The 21,934-nt window shown below is 63.6% G+C and carries 30 protein-coding genes; 12 read left to right on the top strand and 18 right to left on the bottom strand.

Annotated features, from left to right (window positions below):
• Positions 1 to 40: 40 nt before the first annotated feature.
• Positions 41 to 493, top strand: coding sequence for a DUF2214 family protein (locus ASD04_RS10020; RefSeq protein WP_056255973.1), 453 nt, complete (start codon positions 41 to 43; stop codon positions 491 to 493).
• An 11-nt stretch (positions 494 to 504) separates the two neighbouring features.
• Here ASD04_RS10020 and nth read toward each other — a convergent pair whose 3' ends face one another.
• Positions 505 to 1,179 carry an endonuclease III gene (nth, locus tag ASD04_RS10025; RefSeq protein WP_056255976.1) on the bottom strand — a complete coding sequence of 225 codons (675 nt, stop codon included), beginning with the start codon at positions 1,177 to 1,179 and terminating at the stop codon, positions 505 to 507.
• Between the two features lie 48 nt (positions 1,180 to 1,227).
• On the opposite strand from nth, the gene ASD04_RS10030 reads away from it, so the two are divergent.
• Entirely contained in the window at positions 1,228 to 1,713 is a 486-nt protein-coding gene (locus tag ASD04_RS10030) for a DUF2244 domain-containing protein (RefSeq protein ID WP_082531131.1), read from the top strand.
• 119 nt (positions 1,714 to 1,832) lie between these two features.
• Positions 1,833 to 2,714 carry a bifunctional helix-turn-helix domain-containing protein/methylated-DNA--[protein]-cysteine S-methyltransferase gene (locus tag ASD04_RS10035; protein ID WP_056255981.1) on the top strand — a complete coding sequence of 294 codons (882 nt, stop codon included), beginning with the start codon at positions 1,833 to 1,835 and terminating at the stop codon, positions 2,712 to 2,714.
• 116 nt (positions 2,715 to 2,830) lie between these two features.
• On the opposite strand, the gene ASD04_RS10040 is transcribed toward ASD04_RS10035, so the two are convergent.
• From ASD04_RS10040 to dapB, 3 genes are read right to left on the bottom strand one after another with little or no spacing between them, the layout of a single operon-like run.
• Positions 2,831 to 3,445, bottom strand: a complete 615-nt coding sequence (locus tag ASD04_RS10040; RefSeq protein WP_056255985.1) for a 2,3-bisphosphoglycerate-dependent phosphoglycerate mutase — start codon at positions 3,443 to 3,445, stop codon at positions 2,831 to 2,833.
• Positions 3,445 to 3,894, bottom strand: coding sequence for an EVE domain-containing protein (locus tag ASD04_RS10045; protein ID WP_056255988.1), 450 nt, complete (start codon positions 3,892 to 3,894; stop codon positions 3,445 to 3,447). The genes ASD04_RS10040 and ASD04_RS10045 overlap by 1 nt, the downstream gene beginning before the upstream one ends.
• A gap of 2 nt (positions 3,895 to 3,896) precedes the next feature.
• Positions 3,897 to 4,724: a 4-hydroxy-tetrahydrodipicolinate reductase gene (dapB, locus tag ASD04_RS10050; RefSeq protein WP_056255991.1), complete on the bottom strand. Its 828-nt coding sequence runs from the start codon at positions 4,722 to 4,724 to the stop codon at positions 3,897 to 3,899.
• Positions 4,725 to 4,842: 118 nt separating this feature from the next.
• Between dapB and ASD04_RS10055 the strand changes: the two genes are divergently transcribed.
• The gene (locus tag ASD04_RS10055) at positions 4,843 to 5,193 is read left to right on the top strand and encodes a VOC family protein (protein ID WP_156461195.1); all 351 of its coding nucleotides are present in this window, start codon (positions 4,843 to 4,845) and stop codon (positions 5,191 to 5,193) included.
• Positions 5,194 to 5,375: 182 nt separating this feature from the next.
• Here ASD04_RS10055 and coaA read toward each other — a convergent pair whose 3' ends face one another.
• From coaA to hisB, 7 genes are all read right to left on the bottom strand, one after another.
• Complete coding sequence (coaA, locus tag ASD04_RS10060) at positions 5,376 to 6,326, bottom strand: type I pantothenate kinase (RefSeq protein ID WP_056255994.1); 951 nt, start codon at positions 6,324 to 6,326, stop codon at positions 5,376 to 5,378.
• Positions 6,326 to 6,643, bottom strand: coding sequence for a phosphoribosyl-ATP diphosphatase (locus ASD04_RS10065; RefSeq protein WP_056255996.1), 318 nt, complete (start codon positions 6,641 to 6,643; stop codon positions 6,326 to 6,328). Before ASD04_RS10065 ends, coaA begins: the two co-directional genes overlap by 1 nt.
• Before the next feature lie 121 nt (positions 6,644 to 6,764).
• Entirely contained in the window at positions 6,765 to 7,562 is a 798-nt protein-coding gene (hisF, locus tag ASD04_RS10070) for an imidazole glycerol phosphate synthase subunit HisF (protein ID WP_056255999.1), read from the bottom strand.
• Complete coding sequence (gene hisA / locus ASD04_RS10075) at positions 7,559 to 8,332, bottom strand: 1-(5-phosphoribosyl)-5-[(5-phosphoribosylamino)methylideneamino]imidazole-4-carboxamide isomerase (RefSeq protein WP_056256577.1); 774 nt, start codon at positions 8,330 to 8,332, stop codon at positions 7,559 to 7,561. The genes hisF and hisA overlap by 4 nt, the downstream gene beginning before the upstream one ends.
• Complete coding sequence (gene hisH, locus ASD04_RS10080) at positions 8,329 to 8,979, bottom strand: imidazole glycerol phosphate synthase subunit HisH (RefSeq protein WP_056256002.1); 651 nt, start codon at positions 8,977 to 8,979, stop codon at positions 8,329 to 8,331. Before hisH ends, hisA begins: the two co-directional genes overlap by 4 nt.
• Positions 8,976 to 9,323, bottom strand: coding sequence for a DUF2628 domain-containing protein (locus tag ASD04_RS10085; protein WP_056256004.1), 348 nt, complete (start codon positions 9,321 to 9,323; stop codon positions 8,976 to 8,978). The genes hisH and ASD04_RS10085 overlap by 4 nt, the downstream gene beginning before the upstream one ends.
• A gap of 136 nt (positions 9,324 to 9,459) precedes the next feature.
• Positions 9,460 to 10,095: an imidazoleglycerol-phosphate dehydratase HisB gene (hisB, locus tag ASD04_RS10090; protein WP_244488302.1), complete on the bottom strand. Its 636-nt coding sequence runs from the start codon at positions 10,093 to 10,095 to the stop codon at positions 9,460 to 9,462.
• Positions 10,096 to 10,261: 166 nt separating this feature from the next.
• On the opposite strand from hisB, the gene hslV reads away from it, so the two are divergent.
• From hslV to hslU, 3 genes are read left to right on the top strand one after another with little or no spacing between them, the layout of a single operon-like run.
• Positions 10,262 to 10,822 (top strand): ATP-dependent protease subunit HslV, encoded by a 561-nt coding sequence (gene hslV, locus ASD04_RS10095; RefSeq protein ID WP_056256010.1) that lies wholly within the window; start codon positions 10,262 to 10,264, stop codon positions 10,820 to 10,822.
• A complete protein-coding gene (locus ASD04_RS10100; RefSeq protein ID WP_056256011.1) occupies positions 10,819 to 11,343 on the top strand; it encodes a GNAT family protein in 525 nt (174 codons plus the stop codon). The genes hslV and ASD04_RS10100 overlap by 4 nt, the downstream gene beginning before the upstream one ends.
• Positions 11,336 to 12,646: an ATP-dependent protease ATPase subunit HslU gene (hslU, locus tag ASD04_RS10105; protein ID WP_056256014.1), complete on the top strand. Its 1,311-nt coding sequence runs from the start codon at positions 11,336 to 11,338 to the stop codon at positions 12,644 to 12,646. Before ASD04_RS10100 ends, hslU begins: the two co-directional genes overlap by 8 nt.
• 126 nt (positions 12,647 to 12,772) lie before the next feature.
• Here the strand turns inward: hslU and ASD04_RS10110 are convergent, their stop codons facing one another.
• From ASD04_RS10110 to ASD04_RS10120, 3 genes are read right to left on the bottom strand one after another with little or no spacing between them, the layout of a single operon-like run.
• Entirely contained in the window at positions 12,773 to 13,141 is a 369-nt protein-coding gene (locus tag ASD04_RS10110; protein WP_056256016.1) for a helix-turn-helix transcriptional regulator, read from the bottom strand.
• Positions 13,138 to 13,728 (bottom strand): Smr/MutS family protein, encoded by a 591-nt coding sequence (locus ASD04_RS10115; RefSeq protein WP_056256019.1) that lies wholly within the window; start codon positions 13,726 to 13,728, stop codon positions 13,138 to 13,140. The genes ASD04_RS10110 and ASD04_RS10115 overlap by 4 nt, the downstream gene beginning before the upstream one ends.
• Positions 13,729 to 13,759: 31 nt before the next feature.
• Positions 13,760 to 14,473: a Tim44/TimA family putative adaptor protein gene (locus tag ASD04_RS10120; protein WP_056256022.1), complete on the bottom strand. Its 714-nt coding sequence runs from the start codon at positions 14,471 to 14,473 to the stop codon at positions 13,760 to 13,762.
• A gap of 164 nt (positions 14,474 to 14,637) precedes the next feature.
• Here ASD04_RS10120 and ASD04_RS10125 point away from each other — a divergent pair, with 164 nt between their 5' ends.
• Complete coding sequence (locus ASD04_RS10125) at positions 14,638 to 15,093, top strand: FxsA family protein (RefSeq protein ID WP_056256027.1); 456 nt, start codon at positions 14,638 to 14,640, stop codon at positions 15,091 to 15,093.
• Positions 15,094 to 15,168: 75 nt separating this feature from the next.
• Positions 15,169 to 15,690 (top strand): protein-export chaperone SecB, encoded by a 522-nt coding sequence (secB, locus tag ASD04_RS10130; RefSeq protein WP_056256030.1) that lies wholly within the window; start codon positions 15,169 to 15,171, stop codon positions 15,688 to 15,690.
• Between the two features lie 71 nt (positions 15,691 to 15,761).
• Here secB and dnaQ read toward each other — a convergent pair whose 3' ends face one another.
• The 4 genes from dnaQ to ASD04_RS10150 are packed head-to-tail and all read right to left on the bottom strand — an operon-like array spanning position 15,762 to position 18,503.
• Positions 15,762 to 16,478 (bottom strand): DNA polymerase III subunit epsilon, encoded by a 717-nt coding sequence (gene dnaQ, locus ASD04_RS10135; RefSeq protein ID WP_056256032.1) that lies wholly within the window; start codon positions 16,476 to 16,478, stop codon positions 15,762 to 15,764.
• Positions 16,475 to 17,071, bottom strand: a complete 597-nt coding sequence (coaE, locus tag ASD04_RS10140; RefSeq protein WP_056256035.1) for a dephospho-CoA kinase — start codon at positions 17,069 to 17,071, stop codon at positions 16,475 to 16,477. Before coaE ends, dnaQ begins: the two co-directional genes overlap by 4 nt.
• Before the next feature lie 2 nt (positions 17,072 to 17,073).
• The gene (locus ASD04_RS10145; RefSeq protein ID WP_082531134.1) at positions 17,074 to 17,904 is read right to left on the bottom strand and encodes a shikimate dehydrogenase; all 831 of its coding nucleotides are present in this window, start codon (positions 17,902 to 17,904) and stop codon (positions 17,074 to 17,076) included.
• A complete protein-coding gene (locus tag ASD04_RS10150; RefSeq protein WP_156461210.1) occupies positions 17,901 to 18,503 on the bottom strand; it encodes a Maf family protein in 603 nt (200 codons plus the stop codon). Before ASD04_RS10150 ends, ASD04_RS10145 begins: the two co-directional genes overlap by 4 nt.
• A 431-nt stretch (positions 18,504 to 18,934) precedes the next feature.
• Here ASD04_RS10150 and hemE point away from each other — a divergent pair, with 431 nt between their 5' ends.
• From hemE to rho, 3 genes are all read left to right on the top strand, one after another.
• Positions 18,935 to 19,963, top strand: coding sequence for a uroporphyrinogen decarboxylase (gene hemE, locus ASD04_RS10155; protein ID WP_056256042.1), 1,029 nt, complete (start codon positions 18,935 to 18,937; stop codon positions 19,961 to 19,963).
• Between the two features lie 31 nt (positions 19,964 to 19,994).
• Positions 19,995 to 20,423, top strand: coding sequence for a protoporphyrinogen oxidase HemJ (gene hemJ / locus ASD04_RS10160; RefSeq protein WP_056256046.1), 429 nt, complete (start codon positions 19,995 to 19,997; stop codon positions 20,421 to 20,423).
• Positions 20,424 to 20,611: 188 nt separating this feature from the next.
• Positions 20,612 to 21,877 (top strand): transcription termination factor Rho, encoded by a 1,266-nt coding sequence (gene rho / locus ASD04_RS10165; protein WP_056256049.1) that lies wholly within the window; start codon positions 20,612 to 20,614, stop codon positions 21,875 to 21,877.
• Positions 21,878 to 21,934: the final 57 nt, after the last annotated feature.

Genomic DNA, 21,934 nt, shown 5'->3' on the forward strand with positions numbered 1-21,934 from the left:
TATGTGAGCGCTGATAACATGACATGCTGAGGGCTCGCAAATGGATATCGACCTCATTCTGGCCAGTGGCCATCACCTGGCGGTGTTCCTGCTGGTGGCCGTCCTGGCCGCCGAATTCGCCCTGCTGCGGCCGGGCCTTGGCGGCGCCCGCATCGGGCAGCTGGCACGGATCGATGCTGCCTATGGGGCGGTGGCGGGGCTGGTGGTGGTCGTCGGCGTGCTGCGGGTGATCTTGGGCGCCAGCGGCTGGGAATATTACGTCACTAACTATGCCTTCTGGGCCAAGATGGCCGCATTCCTCGCCGTTGGCCTATTGAGCATAAGGCCGACGCTGGCCATCCGCGGCTGGGACAAGGCCCGCAAGGGCGACGCGGATTACGCCGTGCCGGAAGCGGAAGTGGCCACGAGCCGCCATTATATCCACCTGCAGGCAGGGATGCTTATGCTGATCCCGATCTTCGCGGCCACGATGGCGCAAGGCCATGGGAGCTAAGCTGCCACGCGCTAATTCCCCTTCGGCAGCGGCGTCTTCGGTTCGAACCGGCACCACTCCCGAATCGCGCAGCGCCAGCATTCGGGCTTTCTCGCCTTGCAGACGTAGCGGCCATGCAGGATCAGCCAGTGATGCGCGTGCAGCAGATATTGCGCCGGCACCGCCTTGAGCAGCTGCTGTTCCACCGCGAGCGGCGTCTTGCCGGGGGCGAGGCCGGTGCGGTTGCCGACGCGGAACAGATGGGTATCCACCGCGATAGTGGGATGCCTGAACCAGATATTGAGCACCACATTGGCGGTCTTGCGGCCAACGCCGGGCAGAGCCTCGAGCGCCTCGCGATCCTCGGGCACCTCGCCGCCATGCTTGTCGATGAGAATCTGGCTCAGCGCGAAGACATTCCTGGCCTTGCCGCGATAGAGCCCGATGGTCTTGACCAGCTCGGTAATGGCATCGACGCCCAGGGCCACCATGGCTGCCGGCGAAGGCGCCAGTTCAAACAGGCGCCTGGTGGCCTTGTTGACACCGGCATCGGTGGCCTGGGCGGAGAGCACCACCGCGACCAGCAGGGTAAAGGCGTTGAGATAATCGAGCTCACCCTTGGGCTCGGGCTCGATTTCGTGGAAGCGCGCGAAGATCGCCTCCACATCGGCCTTGGGAAGCGCCTTCACTTTTTTCGGTCCGGCCATGTTCTCGCCCCTGATTCTGCGCCTATAGTCAGTGTCCAAGAGTCAGCCATGCCAATGCAAGCCACAACCACCACGCCGCTATTCGCCGCCGCGTTGAAGCCCGATCGCTCGCCGCGCATCACTGGCGGCTGGGTGGCGTTTGTCATTGCCGCCATAGCCGCGACGCCGCTGGCCGTGCTGGCGCCCGAAGTGCTGCTGCCGGCCGCAGCGGCGTTCGGCATTGGCGGGGTGGGCATGACGGCCCTGTCGGTGCGGCAATCGCGGCAGCGTCGGCTGGCGCAGCAGGTGACATTGTGGACCGACCAGCTCGAAGTGGTCATCGTCGATCGCCACGGCACGCGCAGTTTGCGCCGGTTCGATCCCAAGGCAGTGCGGCTGGTGCTGGATCGCGACGAGAACGAAAAGACCATTGCCATGCGCCTGCGCTCGGGCAAGGACGAATGCGAGCTCGGCGCCTTCCTCAAGCCGGAGGACCGTTCGAGCTTCGCCAAGGCTTTCGGCACCGCCCTGCGCCGGGCGCGGCAGACCGCGTGATTTTGGACGACGCATAGGAATATCCGAAAACCGCGTGGCACTTTTTGGTCCTATGCTTGTGTCAAAACCGGGTCGCATCCATAACCCGCCTTTCCTAGATAGACACCCAGAGACGAACCATGGGTGTTCCGATGAACCAGATCACACATATGACCCCAGCGACGGACTACGACACCATCCGCGCCGCCATCCGCTATCTCAGCGAAAATGGCCCCGACGTCGCCGATCTCGGTCGCTTTGCCCGCACACTGGGGATGACCGAGCGGCAATTGACCGAGTTGTTCCGCCGCTGGTGCGGCCTCAGCCCCAAGAGCTTTGCCCAGGCCGTGGCGCTCGACCATGCCAAGGGCCTGCTGCGCGCCAGGGAGAGCGTGCTCGATACAACCTACGAAGTGGGCCTCTCCTCGACCTCGCGGCTGCATGACCTGTTCGTGGCCTATGAGGCCATGCCGCCGGGCATCTTCAGGGCCGGCGGCGAGGGCATCGACATGGTCTGGGGCGCGGCCCCATCGCCTTTCGGCATGGCGGTGGTGACGGCGACCGAATACGGCATGTCGGGCCTCGGCTTTGCCGACGCCGACACCACGATCGAACAGGCCTTCGAGGATCTGGCCAATCGCTGGCCCAATGCCCGCTTCGTCAGGGACGATGCGCGCGTGGCGCCGATGATCGCACAAGCCTTCGATCCGGCGCGCTGGTCGCCCGACCATCCGGTGCGGGTGGTGCTGATCGGGACCGATTTCGAGGTCAAGGTGTGGGAGACCCTGCTCAAGATCCCCTGCGGCCAGGCCACCACCTATCAAAGCGTCGCCAACCAGATCGGCCGGCCGACAGCGGCGCGGGCGGTGGGCGCGGCCGTGGGCAAGAACCCGATCAGCTTCGTGGTCCCTTGCCACCGCGTGGTGGGCACGTCGGGCGCGCTCACCGGCTATCACTGGGGCGTCCCGCGCAAGCGGGCGATCCTGGGCTGGGAAGCCGGGGTAGTTTCGGCGGCGCACTAGTTTCACGTGAATCGGTGAGGCGTCTCCTAGTCCATATCCGTTGGCACCGCACCCACCGGGCGTCATCCTCGGGCCTGACCCGAGGATGACGCACGAGGTTGGGGAAACCGTAGACCCTAGATCTCAACACGCCCCTCAAGCTGCCCATCCGTCCCGATCCGGTAGATCGTTGGTTCGCCCGTGGCGATTTCGCGCTTGAGGATCTGTTCCGGCGTCAGGTTCTCGATGGCCATGACCAAAGCGCGCAGCGAGTTGCCATGGGCGGCAACGAGCACGGTCTTGCCGGCCTTGAGCAAAGGCAGGATTTCGGCGTCGTAATAGGGCAGGGTGCGCGCCGCGGTATCCTTCAGCGACTCGCCGCCCGGCGGGGGCACGTCGAAGCTGCGGCGCCAGATCAGCACCTGTTCCTCGCCCCACTTTTCGCGTGCATCATCCTTGTTGAGGCCGGAGAGATCGCCATAGTCGCGTTCGTTGAGGGCGATGTTCCTTGTGATGGTAACATTGGCAATGCCCATCTCCTCCAGCATCAGGTCGAGCGTATGCTGGGCCCGGCGCAGGGCCGAGGTATAGTAGCAATCGGGCACGATGGCCCTGGCCTTGAGCGCCTTGCCGGTGGCGCGGGCTTCCCCGATGCCCTTTTCGGTCAGGTCCGGATTGCGCCAGCCGGTAAAGAGGTTCTTGAGGTTCCACTCGCTTTGGCCGTGGCGCACGAGGATCAGGGTACCGGTCATCAGGAGTCTCCGAAATGAAAGTGTTGGCCGACGCCCATAGCCTGGGCAATGCGTGAGAAGTCCGCCGCGCTGGCCTTGAACAGCGACTTGCGGAAATATATGCCCCAGTGGCTGGGGTCGGTGACGAAATCGAGCTGCGGCAGCAGCAGGTAGATGTCCGCCTCCTGCGCATCGAGATAATGCGCGCGGCGCATCCAGGCGTCGGTCGTGCCCATGACATTGCTGGGCTCGGGCTCACCTTCGGCAATGGTGCCGATGGCGGTGAAGCGGCGCACCGCATCCATGCCGCCCAAGGTTTCGGTGGGCGAATAATAGACAAAGGCATCGCCGGGCCGGAGCTGCCTCACGGCGCTGTGTTTGCCATGGGCGAACATGACAAAACCCTGCTCGCGGCCGATGCGGACATGCGCCGCAGCAGCCACCCCGATCCAGCAGGTCGGCGCGGCCATGCTCAGAGCCCCAGCACGTCGGTCATGGAATAGAGCCCGGCCGGCTGGCCGGCGGCCCAGAGCGCGGCGCGGGCGGCACCATTGGCGAAGATGGCGCGATCCTCGGCGCGATGATTGAGCTCGATGCGTTCGGAGGGGCCCGCCAGGATCACCGAGTGATCGCCGACCACGGTTCCGCCGCGCAAAGTGGCAAAGCCGATCGTGCCGGCCTCGCGCGGGCCAGTATGGCCGTCGCGAACGCGCACGGAATGGTCGCGCAAGGCGATATTGCGGCCCGCGGCGGCAGCTTCCCCCAGCAGCAGGGCCGTGCCCGAGGGCGCATCGACCTTGCGCGCATGGTGCATCTCGAGGATTTCCACGTCGTATTCGGCCAGCGCCGCCGCGGCCTTACGCACGAGATCGGCCAGCACGCTGACGCCCATGGAGAAGTTGCCCGACTTGACCACGCGGGCGCCGCCTGCGGCGGCCTCGGCAATGGCCGCGTCGTCGGCCTCTGAACACCCCGTCGTGCCGATGACATGGACGAGACCGAGCTTTGCCGCCTTGGCGGCGAGGATGACGCTGGCCTGCGGGGCGGTGAAGTCGATAATGGCATCGGCGCCAACCAAAGCCACGTCGATATCGTCGGTAATGGCGACGCCCAATGGGCCGATGCCGGCATAGAGCCCCGCATCCTGGCCGATGGCCGCCGTGCCGGGGCGATCGACGGCGGCATGGAGCTTTGCCACGGCGCCGTGCAATGCCAGCCCCGAAAGGGCGGCGACGGCACGGATATTGGCCGCGCCCATGCGCCCACCGGCACCCGCCACCACGACCTTGAGTTCCGCCATCACGCTCTCCCGCATTCGGTTTGCCCTATAGCAGCGCCTTGGCCAAACGCCAACAGCGCTGCCCCATTGCCGTCATCATGCTAGGATGAAGGTTGAACCGAAAACCAAGGACGCTGATTTGACCATCACCAATGCGCTGGCCAGTATCGCCGTGGACGATATTGCCGAGGCACTCGACTTCTACGAGCGCCTGTTCGGGCGCCCGCCCGATGCGCGGCCGATGAAGGACGTGGCGGAGTGGAAGCTGGCCGGTGGCGGCTGGGTACAGGTCTTCACCGATGCCGACCGCGCCGGCGCCTCGTCGCTGACATTGGTGGTCGATGACCTGGGCGAAGAACTGGGTCGGCTGGCCCTGCAAGACCTGAAGCCCGTATCGAAGGCGATGGGCGATTTCTTCAAGACAGCGAAATTCAGGGATGGCGATGGCAACCAGGTCATCCTGAGCCAGCCGCAACCGGGGACGTATTGAGGCTTCTTCCCTTCCCTTGAGGGAGAAGAGCCTGCCCCGGACTTGATCCGGGGTGCCCGAAGGGCGGATGAGGGGTCTCTTTCTTCGCCTCTGGCATACCTGAACGCAGCACCCCTCACCCTGACCTTCCGCTGAACGCGTCAGGTCGTCCCTCTCCCTCAAGGGGAGAGGGGAAGGGGCCTCTAAACCCTTCGCAACTGCACCGTCTCGATCAAATGGCTCTTGCCCTTTTTCAGGATCAAATCCGCCCGTCCCCGCGTCGGCAGCACATTCTCCACCAGGTTGGGCAGGTTGATCGTCCTCCACACCATCCGCCCGAAGGTGCCCGCTTCGGCCTCGCTCATTTCGGCGAAGCGGCGGAAGAAGGAGGTGGGGTCCTTGAACGCCGTCTCGCGCAGGCGGAAGAAGCGCTCCATGAACCAGGTTTCGAGATCGTCATTGTCGGCATCGATATAGACCGAGAAGTCCATGAAATCGGAAGCGAAGAGGATCGGCTTGCCGTCCCTGGGCAGTTCGCCGGGCTGCAGGATATTGAGCCCCTCGACGATGAGGATATCCGGGCGGTCGATGGTGACCTCGCTTCCGGGCACGACGTCATAGACCAGGTGCGAATAGACCGGTGCCTGCACATTGGACTTGCCCGATTTGATATCGGCGAGGAATTGTACGAAGCGCGGCCGGTCGTAGCTTTCGGGAAAACCCTTGCGCTCCATGATGCCGCGTTCGGCCAGCACCGCATTGGAATGGAGGAACCCGTCGGTGGTGACCAGATCGACCTTGGGGCTCGACGGCCAGCGCTGCAGCAAGGCCTGCAGAATTCGCGCCGTGGTGGATTTGCCCACCGCCACCGAACCCGCCACGCCGATGATGAAGGGCACCTTCTGGTCGGGTGTATCGAGGAAGCGCGTGGAAACGTTATGCAGGCCCTGCACGGCCTCGACATAATAGGAGAGAAGCCGCGTCAGCGGCAGGTAGACCTCTTCGGCCTCCTGCAGCGAAATGGGATCGCTGAGCGTGCGCAGGCGCTCGATATCGGCGGCATCCAGCGTCATGGGCTGGCCGTCGCGCAGGGCGCTCCACTGCGCCTTGGTGAAGCGGTGATAGGGCGCGAGGACCGGCGGACGCTTGGCCATCAGAACCTATCCTTGCGCGCGGCCTTTTCGGCGAGGCCGGACTGGGCGGTGCGGCTATCGAGCTCGGCCATCACTTCGGCAAGGGGGACATTGGCGGCGCGCAGCACCACCAGCAGGTGATAGAGCACATCCGCCGATTCCTTGACCAGATCGGCCCGGTTGCCGGTCACCGCCGCGATGACAGCTTCGGTGGCTTCCTCGCCCAGCTTCTGCGCGCATTTCTCCATGCCGCGGGAGATGAGATTTGCCGTATAACTCTCATCGGGCGAGGCGACAGCACGGCTGGCAATGCGGGCTTCGAGGTCTTCCAGGGTCATTCGACGGTCATCCTTCCGCTATCACGGCTTTACCCGCTGCGTCATTCCCGCGAAAGCGGGAATCTCCCTTGGCCGACTAAAGGGGGATTCCCGCTTTCGCGGGAATGACCGCGTGAGGGAACTAAGCCACCCCGTCCATGCGCACGGCCACGCCATGGTCGCGCATATAGGCCTTGGCCTGGGGAAGGGTGAAAGTGCCGAAATGGAAAATCGAGGCCGCCAGCACGGCGCTGGCATGCCCCTCTTTCACGCCATCGACCAGGTCCTGCAGGCTGCCGACACCGCCCGAGGCGATGACCGGCACTTCCACCGCATCTGATATGGCGCGGGTCAGCTTGAGGTCGAAGCCCGACTTGGTGCCGTCGCGGTCCATCGAGGTCACCAGCAATTCGCCGGCACCACGCTCGACCATGGCCACGGCAAATTCCACCGCGTCGAGCCCGGAGGCCTTGCGGCCGCCATGGGTGAAGATTTCCCATTCGGACCTGTTATCGCCACCCACGCGCTGGTCCAGCCGCTGCTTGGCATCGACCGAGACGACAATACACTGGTTGCCGAACTTGTCGGCAGCGCGGGAGATGAAATCGGGGTCGTTTACCGCGGCAGAATTGATCGCCACCTTGTCGGCCCCGGCCAGGAGGAGCTTGCGGATATCCTCGATGCTCCGCACGCCGCCGCCCACCGTCACCGGCATGAAGCAATGTTCTGCCGTGCGCGCCACCACATCGAAAATCGTGTCGCGGCCTTCGTGGCTCGCCGTGATGTCGAGGAAGGTCAACTCATCGGCGCCGGCCGCATCATAGGCGATGGCCGCTTCCACCGGATCGCCGGCATCGCGCAGGTCGACAAATTGCACGCCCTTGACGACACGGCCGCCCATGACATCAAGGCAGGGGATGAGGCGGGTCTTCAAACTCATGCCTGGCTTCCCTGATTTGCGCGTCCTCGCTGCGCTGCGGGCGACGCCTGCCTCAGCAGCGCGAGTGCTTCACGTGAATCAATGCGCCCGTCATAGAGCGCCCGGCCGGAAATCGCGCCTTCGAGCACGGCGGCATCGTGGCGGGTGAGCCGTTCGATATCAGCCATCGAGGCCAGCCCACCGGAGGCGATGACTGGGATGGATGTGGCGCGGGCCAGCTCCAGCGTCGAGTCCCAGTTGATGCCTGCCAGCACGCCGTCGCGGTCGATATCGGTATAGATGATGGCCGCAACCCCGGCGCCCTCGAAGCGCTTGGCCAGCTCGATGACCGACAGTTCGGACGTCTCGGCCCAGCCTTCCACCGCCACCATGCCCTTGCGCGCATCGATGCCGACGGCGACCTGGCCGGGCCACTGTTTCGCGGCCTCTTTCACCAAAGCCGGATCGCGCACGGCAACCGTACCGAGAATGACGCGGGCCAGACCCTTGTCGAGCCAGCTTTCGATATGGGCGAGGGTCCGGATGCCGCCGCCGAGCTGCACCGGGAATTTCACCGCCTTGAGGATGGAATCCACCGCCGCGCCATTGACGCTCTCGCCGACAAAGGCGCCGTTGAGGTCGACAACGTGGAGATACTCAAACCCCTGATCCTCGAATACCTTGGCCTGCGCGGCCGGATCGTCGTTGAACACGGTGGCCTGATCCATGTCGCCCAGCTTGAGGCGCACGCATTGGCCGTCCTTGAGGTCGATGGCGGGGAAAAGGATCACGGCGTCCACCTCAGGAAATTCTCGATCAGTCGTAGTCCCAGCGCCTGGCTCTTTTCCGGGTGGAACTGGGTGCCGAACATGTTGTCGCGGCCGACGCAGGCGGTGACCTGCCCGCCATAGTCGGTGGTCGCCAGCAGCGTATCGGCGCTCTCCGTCACCAGGTGATAGGAATGGACGAAATAGGCATGAAGCCCATCGGGACCGTCAGGGATGCCGGCAAAGAGGGGATGCGGGCGGGTTATGGAAATGGTGTTCCAGCCCATATGCGGGATTTTCAGCGCCGGATCGGATGGCGCGATCTTCTCAACCGCACCGGGAATCCAGCCGAGACCGGGAGTCACGACTTTCTCGCGGCCTTCTGATGCCATCAGTTGCATGCCGACACAGACGCCCAGGAAGGGCACGCCGCCCCGGATGACGCGCTCCTCCAGCACCTCGACCATGCCGGCAACCGCATCGAGCCCCGCCTTGCAATCGGCGAAGGCGCCGACACCGGGCAGCATGATGCGGTCGGCCAGGCGAACGCGCTCCGGGTCTGAGGTAACTTCGATACCGATGCCGCCCAACCCATCGGCCATGCGCTCGAAAGCCTTGGCGGCCGAGTGCAGGTTGCCGGCGCCATAGTCGATGATGGTCACGAGGCTCATGGCAAAGCCTCCAGCTGCGCCAGGTCGGCGCTGGGGGCGATGCGCGCGCCGCGAAGCGTCCAGCCGCGCCATTGCAGAGCATGCCGGCGCAGGCCGGGTGCGGCAAGACCGAGCCAGATGGCGGCGAGGACATAGAGCAGGAATGCAGCGCCATCGCCGATGACGCGCGACAGCATGACAAGCGCCACCACTTTCAGCATCCAGGCGACCAGTTCGAGCCAGAGGCCGTGCCTCAGCAGGAAAACAGGCGGCAGGATCGCGGCGAGCCACGAGAATGTCTCGGGCACGGCCGCAGGCAGATCGGGCTTGCCGGGCTTGGGATCGAAAATGGCGTAGAGGGTCACCTGACGCTCCAAAATACGCGATGTGATTCCGGCGAAGGCCGGAATCCATCTCGAGATCTCAGGATGGACCCCGGCCTTCGCCGGGGTGACACCGTGCTTGGAGGTGGATTAGTGCAAACGCGCGGAAAACGAAAGCCTAGAGCGTGCCCTTGGTGCTCGGTACCCGATCGCCGGCCCGCGGGTCGATCTCCACCGCCTCGCGCAGAGCGCGGGCCACGGCCTTGAACATGGACTCGGCCAGGTGGTGATTATTGTCGGTGTAGAAATTCTCGATATGCAGCGTGATGCCGGCATTCATGGCGAAGGCCTGGAAGAATTCGCGGAACAGCTCGGTATCCATTTCGCCGACCTTGTCGCGGGAAAATTCGGCCCGGAAGACCAGGAAGGGCCGGCCGGAAACATCCAGCGCGGCACGGGTCAGCGTGCCGTCCATCGGCAGGTCGGCCGAGGCATAGCGGCGGATGCCCTTCTTGTCGCCCAGCGCCTTGAGCACGGCCTGGCCCAAGGCAATGCCGACGTCTTCCGCCGTGTGGTGGAAGTCGATGTGCAGGTCACCCTTGCAGGTAACATCCATGTCGATGAGCGAGTGGCGGCTGAGCTGGTCGAGCATGTGATCGAGGAAGCCGATGCCGGTCGCCATCTTGTGCGTGCCTGACCCGTCGAGATTCACCGAGACGGAAATCTCGGTCTCATTGGTCTTGCGGACGATGGTTGCGGTGCGCATGGCGGTCTCCGGGGTCGGGGCGTCAGTAGCACTTATGCGCAAACGCATAAAGATTGCGTTGAAGTCGCTCACCTCGCTCCAACCACGATGTCACCCCGGCTCAAGGCCGGGGTGACACGGTGGGTGGGGTTGGGCAGGAGCAAATCAGTCGTCGCATTGCAATCCCGCCATTGCCGCCTAAATATCAACCAACAGTTCTGGAGTACCTCCCCAAATGAGTGACAACAACTTCCCCGGGTGGCACGGGACGACGATCGTTTCCGTGCGCAAGGGCAACAAGGTCGTGGTGGCTGGCGATGGCCAGGTTTCCATGGGCCAGACGGTGATGAAGCATACGGCCAAGAAAGTCCGGCGCCTGGCCGGTGGCAAGGTGATCGGCGGCTTTGCCGGCTCCACCGCGGACGCCTTCACCCTTTTTGAGCGGCTGGAGACAAAACTTGAGCAGTATCCCGACCAGTTGATGCGCGCCGCGGTCGAGCTGGCCAAGGACTGGCGTACCGATCGCTACCTGCGCAAGCTCGAAGCCATGATGATCGTGGCCGACAAGACCGATACGCTGGTGCTGACCGGCACGGGCGACGTGCTGACGCCCGATCACGGCGTCATCGCCATCGGCTCGGGCGGCAATTATGCCCATTCGGCGGCCTTGGCCCTGCATCAGGCGACCGAGCTCGATGCCGAGGATATCGCCCGCCGCGCCATGAAGATCGCCGAAGAGATCTGCGTCTATACCAATGGCAATGTGACGGTTGAAACCATCGAGCTGGACGCGTGACCTGGTCGATCCGCCGGCTGACCCGGCACGATTTCGACGCCTATCTGGCGATCCGGCTGGAAGCCTTGCGCGACTATCCCGAATCCTACGGCACGTCGGCGGAGAGTTTTGCCGCCCGGCCGCGCCAGGAGATCGAGGATTTCCTCAGCCGGCGGGCCGTCTTCGGCGTGGTGACAGCGGCCAATGAACTGGCAGGGATCGTGGTCTATGACCGCGACCAGGGCGAACGCGAGAGCCATCGCGGTTGGCTGCTGCAGGTCTATGTAAAGCCCGCCATGCGGGGTACAGGCGCCGCGCTGGCGATGATCGAAGCGGCGGTCGAGCATGCCAGGAGCGAAGTGATCCAGCTCCACCTGATGGTGGGTGCCCACAATGCACCCGCTATCCGGCTATATGAAAAGGCGGGTTTCAAGACCTACGGCACCGATCCCCGCTGCCTTTACGTGAACGGTCGCTATGTCGACGAACACATGATGGTGCGCTTCCTCGATGAGGCACCAGGAAAGAACGAAAATGTCTGAGACCAATTTTTCCCCGCGCGAAATCGTGAGCGAGCTCGACCGCAATATTGTCGGCCAGCATGACGCCAAGCGCGCAGTGGCCGTGGCCCTGCGCAATCGCTGGCGCCGGCAGCAGCTCCCCCCCGAGCTGCGCCGCGAGGTGAGCCCCAAAAATATCCTGATGATCGGACCGACCGGCGTCGGCAAGACCGAGATTTCCCGGCGGCTGGCCCGTCTCGCCCAGGCGCCCTTCATCAAGGTGGAAGCCACCAAGTTCACCGAGGTCGGCTATGTCGGCCGCGACGTGGAGCAGATCATCCGTGACCTGGTGGAAGCCGGCATTGCCGTGCTGCGCGACAAGCGCCGGGCCGATGTGCAGGCGCAGGCCCATGCCAATGCCGAGAACCGCGTGCTCGACGCGCTGGTGGGCAATTCGGCGGCGCCCTCCACGCGCGACTCTTTCCGCAAGAAGCTGCGCAACAACGAGCTTGACGACAGCGAGATCGAAATCGAGATGACGCCGTCCACCGGCACGGGCGGATTCGAAATTCCCGGCATGCCCAATGGCGGCATTGGCATGATCAACCTTTCAGACATGTTCAAGCAGGCCATGGGCGGGCGCGGGGTGAAGCGCAAGATCAAGGTCAAGGATGCCTATGAGCCGCTGATCGCCGAGGAAGCCGATAAGCTGCTCGACCAGGAGCAGCTCAAGGCCGAAGCCATCGAGCTGGTGGAAAACCATGGCATCGTCTTCATCGACGAGATCGACAAGGTGGCCCATCGCGAAGGCGGGGCGCAGGGCGGGCCGTCGCGCGAAGGCGTGCAGCGCGACTTGTTGCCGCTGATCGAGGGCACCACGGTTTCGACCAAATATGGCCCGGTCAATACCGACCATATCCTGTTTATCGCCTCGGGCGCCTTCCATGTGAGCAAGCCCAGCGACCTGCTGCCGGAGCTGCAGGGCCGCTTGCCGATCCGCGTCGAGCTCAAAGCCCTGACCCGCGAGGATTTCATCCAGATCCTCAATGACACCGAAGCAAGCCTGATCAAGCAATATGTGGCGCTGATGGGCACCGAGGGCGTGACGCTGGACTTCACCACGGACGCCATCGAGGCGATCGCCGATGCGGCGGTCAAGGTCAACAATTCGGTCGAGAATATCGGCGCGCGGCGGTTGCAGACGGTGATGGAGCGGCTGGTGGAAGACATCAGCTTCGAAGCCCCCGACAAGCAGGGCCAGACCATCACCATCGATGCGGCGTTTGTCGCCGAGAAGGTCGGCGTGCTGGCGGCGGATACGGACTTGAGCAAGTTCGTGCTGTAGGGCACGATCCGACCACACTCACGGAGCGGCCCCCGCCCTTGACGGGGAGGGGGTGTTGGGAGCCGCGATATTCGGGGCAGCCCACCCTCGATCCCTCCCCGCAAGGGGAGGGAGACGACTGAAGATTCAGCGTTTCTTCCCGCTCCGTCGTACCACTTCATCGCGCAGAAACCGCAGATCATCCGCATCGAGCTTGGCGATATCGGCCGCCAGCCGATTGGTCAGTTCCGTGGCCTCGGGCAACAACCCGCCGGTGTCGATGGTGACCTTGGGGTCGCTCATCTCGGCCAGGCGCTGCAGTTCTTCGGCCTCGTCCCAGATGACGTTGAAGAAGGCGATCATGCGATGCAGCAGGAAGCCGGTGGGACGGCCGCGCTTGCCGTGTTCCAGGGCCGAGAGATAGGCGCTCGACACATTGAGCGCCGCCGCCATTTCCTTGAGCGAGATACCGCGCGCCTGGCGCAACTCACGGATTTTTGCGCCCAATGGGGTCATGCGCGGCGCAGGCGCACATACCACGCCCCCTCCCCGCCATGGCCGCGCGCCGCCACGCTCCAACCCGACACCATGGGTGCGAGACTCGGCTCGTTGAGCCAGATCGGCAGCATGGTGCGTAAGACCCCGCGTTCGGTCATGGCGGCGACATAGTCATTGTCGGTCTTGACGCCCTTGCCGGTGATAACAAGCACGGTGCGGTCGCCGCGGCTGAAGCGGGCATGGATGAAATAATGCAAAGCCGAGCGGGCTTCGGTCTGGCTCATGCCATGCAGGTCGATGCGCCCGTCGATCTCGATACGGCCGCGGCCGACCTTGCGGCGAATGGCCGGGTCCACCGCCTTATCCGGCAATGCAGCCGAGGGCAGGGGCGCCTGGTAGGGCGGCAGGAAGGGCTTTCGCGGCGGCTGCCGCTTGGGTGGCGCCTTGGTGGTCACCGCGACGGGCAGCGGCTCCTCCGCCGGCAACGGCAGGGGAACGGCGACGAATTTCAACAGGCCCTTGCGCCGCAGCGGATCGACCGTGGAGGCCACCGATGTCCATAGGTGGAAATCATGGGGCAGGCGTCTGGGATCACGCTTGGACATTGCAATGCGCCCGATACTTGCCCCGATGCGATCAGTCGAGCTGGCTGGTCGTGACGACCTTCCAGTTGGGATCGCGCGACTTGGGGTTGCGCGCAAAGGTCCATTCGTCGGCAATAGTCTGGACCTGGTCGGCATTGCCATCCACCAGGTTGCCATCCTTGTCACGAGTGGCCGACACCACTTCGGCATGGAAGCGCACGGTGACCAGCACGTTCTTCTTGTCGTATTCGGCTTCGGAAATTTCCACCTTGGGCAGGCCGACAAAGGTGAAATCCACGCTCTGGCCGGCCGCTTCGCGCTCGGCAATGGCGCGCTGGAAGCCGTCGAAGACTTCCTTTTCCAGCAGGTTCTTCAGCATGGCGCGGTCGCCCGCAGCATAGGCGGTCACCACCATCTCATAGGCCTGCTTGGCGCCATCGAGGAAGCTCTTGGGGGTGAAGCTTGGATCGGCCTCGACCACCGCCTTGAAGCCGGCGGCAAGATCGGCGTCGCCATGGGAGAATTGCTCGATTTCGGCCTCGGTCTTGCGGGCGCGGCGTTCGTCGTCGAGATCGGGCGCGCCGGTGCCGCGCGGCCGCAGGGGCACCACGGTTTCCTCGGCGGCCTCGGCCGTTGCCGGCTTGCGCCGCTCCATCGGCGGGCGCTCATTGCCGGTCCTTGTGCCCAGCACCGAGCGCAGGCGGAACAGTACGAAGACCGCCACGGCAATCACGATGAGGGTCGGCAGATCGAAGAATTCATCCATTGCGCAATGCACCTTACCGAAACGCGCCGGAGAAAATCGACGCTACAGCGCTCGTTGAGCGCAACATTGAAGCCTATATATAGGCAAAGCCTCACCCCAAAACCAGTTCACGTTGGGGCGAGAATGCGTTTTGCCGCAGGGACAGAAAGAAGGAAACCCAGACCTTGGCACGATTTTTCGCCCTCGGGCTCATTGCCCTGCCGATCATCGAGATCGCCATATTCATCAAGGTCGGGCAGGTGATCGGCCTGTTGCCGACGCTGGCGCTGATCATCGGCGCCGCCATTCTGGGCGGTTTGCTGCTGCGCCAGCAGGGTCTTTCGGTGCTCACCCAGCTGCGCGACAACGTCAATACCGGCCGCATGCCGGGCCGCACCATTGCCGATGCGATGATGATCGGGCTGGCGGCTCTGTTCCTGGTGCTGCCGGGCTTCCTGAGCGATCTGGTGGCGCTGGCTTTGCTGCTGCCGCCGGTGCGCGGCTGGATCTATGCGGCGCTGGCCAGCCGGGTGAGCGTGGTCGATGTGGCCGGCTACCGGCCGCCGCCCGACTGGGACGGGCCGCGGCTGGGCGGCGACGGCACGATCGATCTCGACGAGGACGACTACCGTCCCCGCTAGGCGGCCAGCCTTGTCGCTTCCCGGCAAAGATGCTAGCCACCCCACCAACACTCTTGCTCGTGAAGGACTTGCAGCATGGCTGATGAAACCCAGGGCGGCGCGGTGCCGAACCCGGCAAACCTGCCCTCGATGAACCTGGTGGGCCAATATATCCGCGACCTCAGCTTCGAAAATCCGGGCGCACCCAGCTCGATCATGGCCGGCAGCGGCAATCCGGCCTTCAACGTCTCCATTTCGGTGGGCGTCAAGAAGCAGGCCGACGATATCTATGCGGTGGAGCTGACGCTCAACGCCAAGGCCAACCGCGAAGAGACCATTCTGTTCAACGTGGAACTGGTCTATGGCGGCGTGTTCCGCCTCAAGAACGTGCCGGAAAACCAGCTCAGCCAGTTGCTGATGATCGAATGCCCGCGGCTGATCTTCCCGTTCGCGCGCCAGGTGCTGGCCTCGACCACACAGCAGGGCGGCTTCCCGCCGCTGATGATGGAACCGGTCGATTTCGCCGCCATCTACCGGCAGAACCTGGCCAAGCTCGCCGCCCAGCAGGGCGCCGCGCCGCTGACCGCCGCAGCTGCCGAGACCGACAAGCCGAACTGAGATCCCACAACAGCCTCAGGATGAGGTCAACTGCAAGACCCAGGAAGCCCCGCCCAAAGCGGGGCTTTTTCTTATTCCGCGGCCACGCCGGTTTCGGGCGCATATTGCGCCCAGACGGAATCCGCGCCCAGCGTTGCCACCAGCGCTGCATGCGCGGCGATTTCACCCTGGCTGAGCCGGGAGGGCAGGGCCACCGGCCGGCGCGGCGCAATGGTGCGGGTAGCGATGGCATCGGCGCCCGAAACGGTGACCTCGGCGATCAGCGCCAGGCTCACCTGCTTGCCGCCGATCAGTTCGAGATAGACTTCGGCCAGGATTTCGCTGTCGAGCAGCGCGCCATGCAGGGTCCGGCGGGAATTGTCGATGCCGTAATGCTTGCACAAGGCATCGAGGCTGACGCGGGCGCCCGGATGCTTGTCGCGTGCCAGCATCACCGTATCGATGACATCATTGCTCAGGGGGCGCTGGCCGGCACGCTCCAGTTCGGCATTGAGGAAGCCCATGTCGAAGGGCGCGTTGTGGATGATCAGCCGCGCATCGCCGAGGAAATCGCGAAAATCCTGCGCCACCGCCTTGAAGAGGGGCTTGTCGGCCAGGAATTCGTCGCTCAGCCCATGCACGCGAAACGCCTCTTCGGGCATGGCGCGCTGCGGATTGATATAGACGTGATAGTGCCGGCCCGAGGGAATGTGGTTGATCAGTTCCACGCAGCCGATCTCGACCAGCCTATCGCCCATGGCAGGCGACAGGCCGGTGGTTTCGGTATCGAGAACGATCTCGCGATTCATTGTTCTGGACCTTGGGCTCGGATATTGGCCACCAATGCGGCGACCTGGCCCACCGTCTCTTCGAGCGGCTGGCCGGTATCGAACAGATAGTTGGCGCGAGCCTTCTTTTCGGCCTGCGGCATCTGCCGGGCAAGGATGGTTTCCAACTTTCCCCCGGTCATTCCCGGCCGGGCCAGCGCGCGTTGCCGTTGAATAGGTTCATCGACCCAAGTCACGCCCACGGCGTCGAAGCCGTAGTCATAGCCACTCTCGAACAGCAAAGGCACTTCCACCACGGCCAGCGCATGACCCGCCGCCTCGGCCTCGTCCATGAAACGGGCAATGCGGGCGCGCACCAGGGGATGGACCACCGCTTCGAGCCGCCTGAACGCGGCGGGATCGGCCGCAAGCCGTTGCGACAATAGGCTTCTGTCGATCCTACCGTCAGTGGTAACTCCGGGGAAAAGTGCTTCCACCGGCGCCAAAGCCTCGCCCTCATAGAGTTCGGCCACCGCCTCATCGGCGGAAAAGACCGGCACGCCCAGCTCGGCAAAGGCCCGCAGCACGGTGGATTTTCCCGTAGCGATGGAGCCGGTCATGCCGATGCGCCACATGCTCAATGCCCCAATGTCGCTTCGATGCGGGCGCGCAAGTCCGGCGTCACCGCGGGGCGCACGCCGAACCAGGCCTCGAAGCCGGGCACCGCCTGATGCAGCAGCATGCCCAGGCCATCGACGGTCCGGAAGCCATGCGCCTGAGCTTCGGCCAAAAGCGGGGTCACCAGCGGCACATAGACGATATCGGTCACCAGCGTCCGTTCCGGCAGCAGGGAAAAATCGAGCCAGTCGAAGCGCGTGCCATGCATGCCTATGGAGGTGGTGTTGATGACAATGCCGTTGCGCGGCGCCAGTTCGGCGAAGGCCTCGAAGCTGTGCGCGGAAAACGGTCCCTCGATATCGTCGACCAGTGCCTGGGCATTGGCCAGGGTCCGGTTGAGGATATGCACCTTGCCGCCGTTCCGGCGCTGCAGGGCCACCAGCACCGCCCTTGCGGCGCCGCCGGCCCCAATCACCATGGCGTCATCGGGGCCGTCGGACCAGCCGGGCATGGCCGCATCGAGATTGCCGAGAAAACCGAGATAGTCGGTATTGCTGCCGAAAACCTTGCCTGACCGCACGACCAGCGTATTCACCGCGCCGATTTTTCGCGCCAGCGGATCGACCGCGTCGCAGAGGGCAAACACGGCTTCCTTATGCGGAATGGTGACATTGCCGCCGGCAAATTCGCCTTGGCGCAGCCGCTCGAAGAACGCCGGCAAGTCGGCTGGCGCCACATCGATCGCCTCATAGCTGCCGTCGATGCCATGCTCGGCCAGCCAGGCGCCGTGGATCAGCGGGGAGCGGGAATGATTGATCGGATGGCCGATGACGAAGGCTTTGGTGGTCAATTGAGGGTCTCGGGAGCGAGGGCGCGCAGAGCGGCCAGCAATGGCAACAGCGGCAAGCCCAGAATGGTGAAATAGTCGCCGGTAACGGTTTCGAACAGCCTTATGGACGGGCCTTCGAGCCGATAGCCGCCAACCGAGGCCAGGATTGCATCGCCTTCACGTTCCAGCACGTCGTCACGCTCCTGGACCGTGAATTCGCGCAGTGTCAGCTCCGCCGTCTCGACGCCCGACCACAGCAATACGCCGTCGCGGACCAAAGCCACGGCGGCATGCAGGCGATGGGTCTTGCCGCGCAGATGGTCGAGCTGGGCGGTTGCCGCGGCGCGGTCGGTCGGCTTGTGCAAAAGCGCGGTCCCCAGGCTCAACGTCTGGTCGGCGCCGATCACGATGGCGCCGGGATGACTGGCGGCAACAGCGGCAGCCTTCTTTTCGGCCAGCAGCAAGGCCACGTCGCGCCCATCGCCGCCAGCCGCCAGCACGGCGTCTTCGAGCACGTGTTCATCCAGGTGGGCCGGCGCGGTGGCAAACCGCAATCCGGCCTGTTCCAGCAAGGCTTTGCGGGTGGCGCTTTGCGAGGCGAGGATCAGCATGGCGACGATGTTTTCCACACTGTCATCCCCAGCTCAAGCCCATGGCTGTGACAATGACTCATGGTTTTGACCAGGCGCCCAACTTGTTAGACTTGGTTACCAAAACATTAACATCTGGACTCTGCACCTGCTCCAGCGGGGGCTGGGATAGCTCTGGGGATAACCCGGATGGGACCGCACTCGCCCGCCAAGCGTTTTTGCACAGTGCAGGGCGAATCATTGACTCCGGAGTCAGCCCGTTAAGCCCTGCTTAACCATTGCGGCGCGGCAGCGGCCGGAACGCTCCACAGAGGCCGTTAACACCCTGTTTACCATAGGCTGCGCCGTTGTGCCGCCATGAGGGCGATTGTGGATGACGCTGAATTGGCTCAAAACACCGCCATGATAATACTGATACGAAGTCAGAAAGACTCTTTAGGGGTTTGGAAGGGAAGGGCGTCGTGACCCACAAGCCCCTGCTCGCCACCGTGCTGGGCCAACGCCAGGAGCGACCGCCAATCTGGATCATGCGCCAGGCCGGCCGCTACCTGCCCGAATATCGCGAGATCAGGACGAGAGCGAAGAACTTCCTCGAGCTCTGCTATACGCCCGATCTCGCCACCGAAGTCACATTGCAGCCCCTGCGCCGCTTCGATCTCGACGCGGCCATCCTGTTCTCGGACATTCTCGTTATCCCCGACGCTCTCGGGCAATCGGTGCGCTTTGAAGCCGGCGAGGGTCCGGTCCTTGATCCGGTGAGTGCTGCAAGTATCGCCGGGCTGGGGAAGGACAGGCAGGCGCTGGACCATCTTGCGCCGGTCCTGGAGACCCTGCGCCGCCTGCGGACGGCCCTGGCACCGGAAAAGACCCTGATCGGCTTCTGCGGCTCTCCCTGGACGGTGGCGACCTATATGATCGGTGGCCGCGGCTCGCCCGACCAGGCGGCGGCGCGGCTCTTTGCCCTGCGCCATCCGGAGGCCTTTGCGTCGCTGCTCGACGTGCTGGTCCAGACCAGCGTGGATTATCTGGTGGCGCAGTTCCAGGCCGGCGCCGATGTGGTGCAGCTGTTCGAGAGCTGGGCGCTCAATCTGGATGACCAGGCCTTTGCCAGCCATGTCATCGTGCCCAATCGCCGGATCGTCGAAGGCGTGCGGGAAAAAGTGCCCAATGCGCCGATCATCGGCTTTCCGCGCGGCGCGGCGGGCAACCTCGCCCGCTATGCCGGCCAGACCGGCGTCAATGCGCTGGGGCTCGACTATGCCACGCCGCTCGATTTTGCCGGCAAGCACCTGCCGGCCACGTTGCCGGTGCAGGGGAATCTCGATCCGCTACGGCTGGTGGCGGGCGGCAGCCAGCTCGACGAGCGGGTCGACCAGATCATTGCCGCCTTCGCCGATCGGCCGCATATTTTCAATCTGGGCCACGGTATCGTGCCCGAAACCCCGATCGAGCATGTTGAACGGCTCGTGAACCGGGTGAAGAACGGCTAGCCGTTACGCGAACTGTTGAGGAGTTCGAAAAGTGTATGAATGGGTCAAGGCGCTGCATGTCATTTCGGTGATCGCCTGGATGGCGGGCATGATGTATCTGCCGCGCCTCTTCGTTTATCACGCCCAGTCACCCGTCGGCTCGGAGAAGTCCGAGACCTTCAAGGTCATGGAGCGTAAGCTCTATCGCGGCATCATCACTCCGGCGATGATCGCCACCTGGATTTTCGGCCTTTGGCTGGCCTTCGGCTTCGGCATTGTCGATTTTTCCATGGGCTGGATGTGGCTCAAAGCCGCGATGGTCCTGACGCTATCGGGCGTCCATGGCTGGTATGGGGGGTTGCTGCGGAAATTCCAGAACGACCAGAATACCCGTCCGCACACTTTCTACCGCGCCATCAACGAAATCCCCTTCGTCATCGCGATTGTCATCGTCGTCGCCGTTATCGTGAAGCCGTTCTGAATTGAAGCGTTTCACGTGAATCCGCCGTTCTGCGACGGTTTCGTTCTTGAAACCGCCGCAAGATCGCGCTACATGCCTTGCCAACGCATCCCAATCATAGCTGATCTCCCCGGTCGCTGCGCGGTGCCTACCCCTCCCAGATTTATCGCCTGCGACGATTACCGTTTCCCAATAGGGTCTCCCGCTACATGCAGAATATGAAGCTCAGCGAGCTCAAGGCCAAATCCCCGGCCGAACTCCTGGTGTTCGCTGAAGAACACGAGGTCGAGAATGCCTCGACTATGCGCAAACAGGAATTGATGTTTGCCATCCTCAAGGAACTGGCCGCCCAGGAAGTCGACATTACCGGCGAAGGCGTCGTCGAAGTCCTTCCCGACGGTTTCGGTTTCCTGCGCTCCCCGGACGCCAACTATCTTCCGGGCCCCGACGACATCTATGTCAGTCCCAGTCAAATCCGCCGCTTCGGTCTGCGTACCGGCGATACGGTTGAAGGCCAGATAAGGTCTCCCAAGGAAGGCGAGCGCTATTTCGCGCTGCTCAAGGTCAACACCATCAATTTCGAAGATCCCGAGGCGGTTCGCCACAAGGTCAACTTCGACAACCTCACCCCCCTCTACCCCGAAGAACGGCTCCGCATGGAGCTGCCCGATCCGACCCTCAAGGATCGCTCGGCCCGGCTGCTCGATCTCGTTGCCCCGCTTGGCAAGGGCCAGCGCGCCCTAATTGTTGCGCCACCTCGTACCGGTAAGACCGTACTGTTGCAGAATATTGCACAGTCGATCGCCACCAATCATCCCGAATGCTATCTCATCGTCCTTTTGATCGACGAGCGCCCCGAGGAAGTGACCGATATGCAGCGCTCGGTGCGCGGCGAAGTCATCTCATCGACTTTTGACGAGCCGGCCAGCCGCCACGTCCAGGTCGCCGAAATGGTCATCGAAAAGGCCAAGCGCCTGGTCGAACACAAGCGCGACGTGGTCATCCTACTCGATTCCATCACCCGCCTCGGCCGCGCCTACAACACCGTCGTTCCGAGCTCGGGCAAGGTGCTCACCGGCGGCGTGGACGCCAATGCCCTGCAGCGCCCCAAGCGCTTCTTCGGCGCCGCGCGCAATATCGAGGATGGCGGCTCGCTGACCATCATTTCCACCGCGCTGATCGATACCGGCTCGCGAATGGACGAAGTGATCTTCGAAGAGTTCAAGGGCACCGGCAACTCGGAAATCATCCTTGACCGCAAGGTCGCCGACAAGCGCATCTTCCCGGCACTCGACATCACCAAGTCCGGCACCCGCAAGGAAGAGCTGCTGGTCGAGAGCGACATCCTCAAGAAGATGTATGTGTTGCGCCGCATTCTCAACCCGATGGGGACGATCGATGCCATGGAATTCCTGATGGACAAGGTCCGCCAGACCAAAACGAATTCCGACTTCTTCGATTCGATGAATACCTGAAGCACCGGCCCGAAAAGTGGAAACCGGTTTTCGGATCAGCCGACGCGGCTTTAGAGA

It is taken from the genome of Devosia sp. Root436, assembly GCF_001426345.1.
Classification (GTDB): domain Bacteria; phylum Pseudomonadota; class Alphaproteobacteria; order Rhizobiales; family Devosiaceae; genus Devosia.

Excerpts from the sequence above, each read along its gene's own strand:
- rho (WP_056256049.1), top strand. The coding sequence starts at position 20,612 with ATGCAGAATATGAAGCTCAGCGAGCTCAAGGCCAAATCCCCGGCCGAA.
- nth (WP_056255976.1), bottom strand. The coding sequence starts at position 1,179 with ATGGCCGGACCGAAAAAAGTGAAGGCGCTTCCCAAGGCCGATGTGGAG.
- ASD04_RS10035 (WP_056255981.1), top strand. The coding sequence starts at position 1,833 with ATGGGTGTTCCGATGAACCAGATCACACATATGACCCCAGCGACGGAC.
- secB (WP_056256030.1), top strand. The coding sequence starts at position 15,169 with ATGGCTGATGAAACCCAGGGCGGCGCGGTGCCGAACCCGGCAAACCTG.
- hisH (WP_056256002.1), bottom strand. The coding sequence starts at position 8,979 with ATGAGCCTCGTGACCATCATCGACTATGGCGCCGGCAACCTGCACTCG.
- ASD04_RS10120 (WP_056256022.1), bottom strand. The coding sequence starts at position 14,473 with ATGGATGAATTCTTCGATCTGCCGACCCTCATCGTGATTGCCGTGGCG.
- dapB (WP_056255991.1), bottom strand. The coding sequence starts at position 4,724 with ATGGCGGAACTCAAGGTCGTGGTGGCGGGTGCCGGTGGGCGCATGGGC.
- ASD04_RS10040 (WP_056255985.1), bottom strand. The coding sequence starts at position 3,445 with ATGACCGGTACCCTGATCCTCGTGCGCCACGGCCAAAGCGAGTGGAAC.
- ASD04_RS10020 (WP_056255973.1), top strand. The coding sequence starts at position 41 with ATGGATATCGACCTCATTCTGGCCAGTGGCCATCACCTGGCGGTGTTC.
- coaA (WP_056255994.1), bottom strand. The coding sequence starts at position 6,326 with ATGGCCAAGCGTCCGCCGGTCCTCGCGCCCTATCACCGCTTCACCAAG.
- coaE (WP_056256035.1), bottom strand. The coding sequence starts at position 17,071 with ATGTGGCGCATCGGCATGACCGGCTCCATCGCTACGGGAAAATCCACC.
- ASD04_RS10030 (WP_082531131.1), top strand. The coding sequence starts at position 1,228 with ATGCCAATGCAAGCCACAACCACCACGCCGCTATTCGCCGCCGCGTTG.
- ASD04_RS10110 (WP_056256016.1), bottom strand. The coding sequence starts at position 13,141 with ATGACCCCATTGGGCGCAAAAATCCGTGAGTTGCGCCAGGCGCGCGGT.
- hisB (WP_244488302.1), bottom strand. The coding sequence starts at position 10,095 with ATGCGTTTGCGCATAAGTGCTACTGACGCCCCGACCCCGGAGACCGCC.
- ASD04_RS10045 (WP_056255988.1), bottom strand. The coding sequence starts at position 3,894 with ATGGCCGCGCCGACCTGCTGGATCGGGGTGGCTGCTGCGGCGCATGTC.
- hslU (WP_056256014.1), top strand. The coding sequence starts at position 11,336 with ATGTCTGAGACCAATTTTTCCCCGCGCGAAATCGTGAGCGAGCTCGAC.
- hisF (WP_056255999.1), bottom strand. The coding sequence starts at position 7,562 with ATGAGTTTGAAGACCCGCCTCATCCCCTGCCTTGATGTCATGGGCGGC.
- dnaQ (WP_056256032.1), bottom strand. The coding sequence starts at position 16,478 with ATGAATCGCGAGATCGTTCTCGATACCGAAACCACCGGCCTGTCGCCT.
- ASD04_RS10065 (WP_056255996.1), bottom strand. The coding sequence starts at position 6,643 with ATGACCCTGGAAGACCTCGAAGCCCGCATTGCCAGCCGTGCTGTCGCC.
- ASD04_RS10115 (WP_056256019.1), bottom strand. The coding sequence starts at position 13,728 with ATGTCCAAGCGTGATCCCAGACGCCTGCCCCATGATTTCCACCTATGG.
- hslV (WP_056256010.1), top strand. The coding sequence starts at position 10,262 with ATGAGTGACAACAACTTCCCCGGGTGGCACGGGACGACGATCGTTTCC.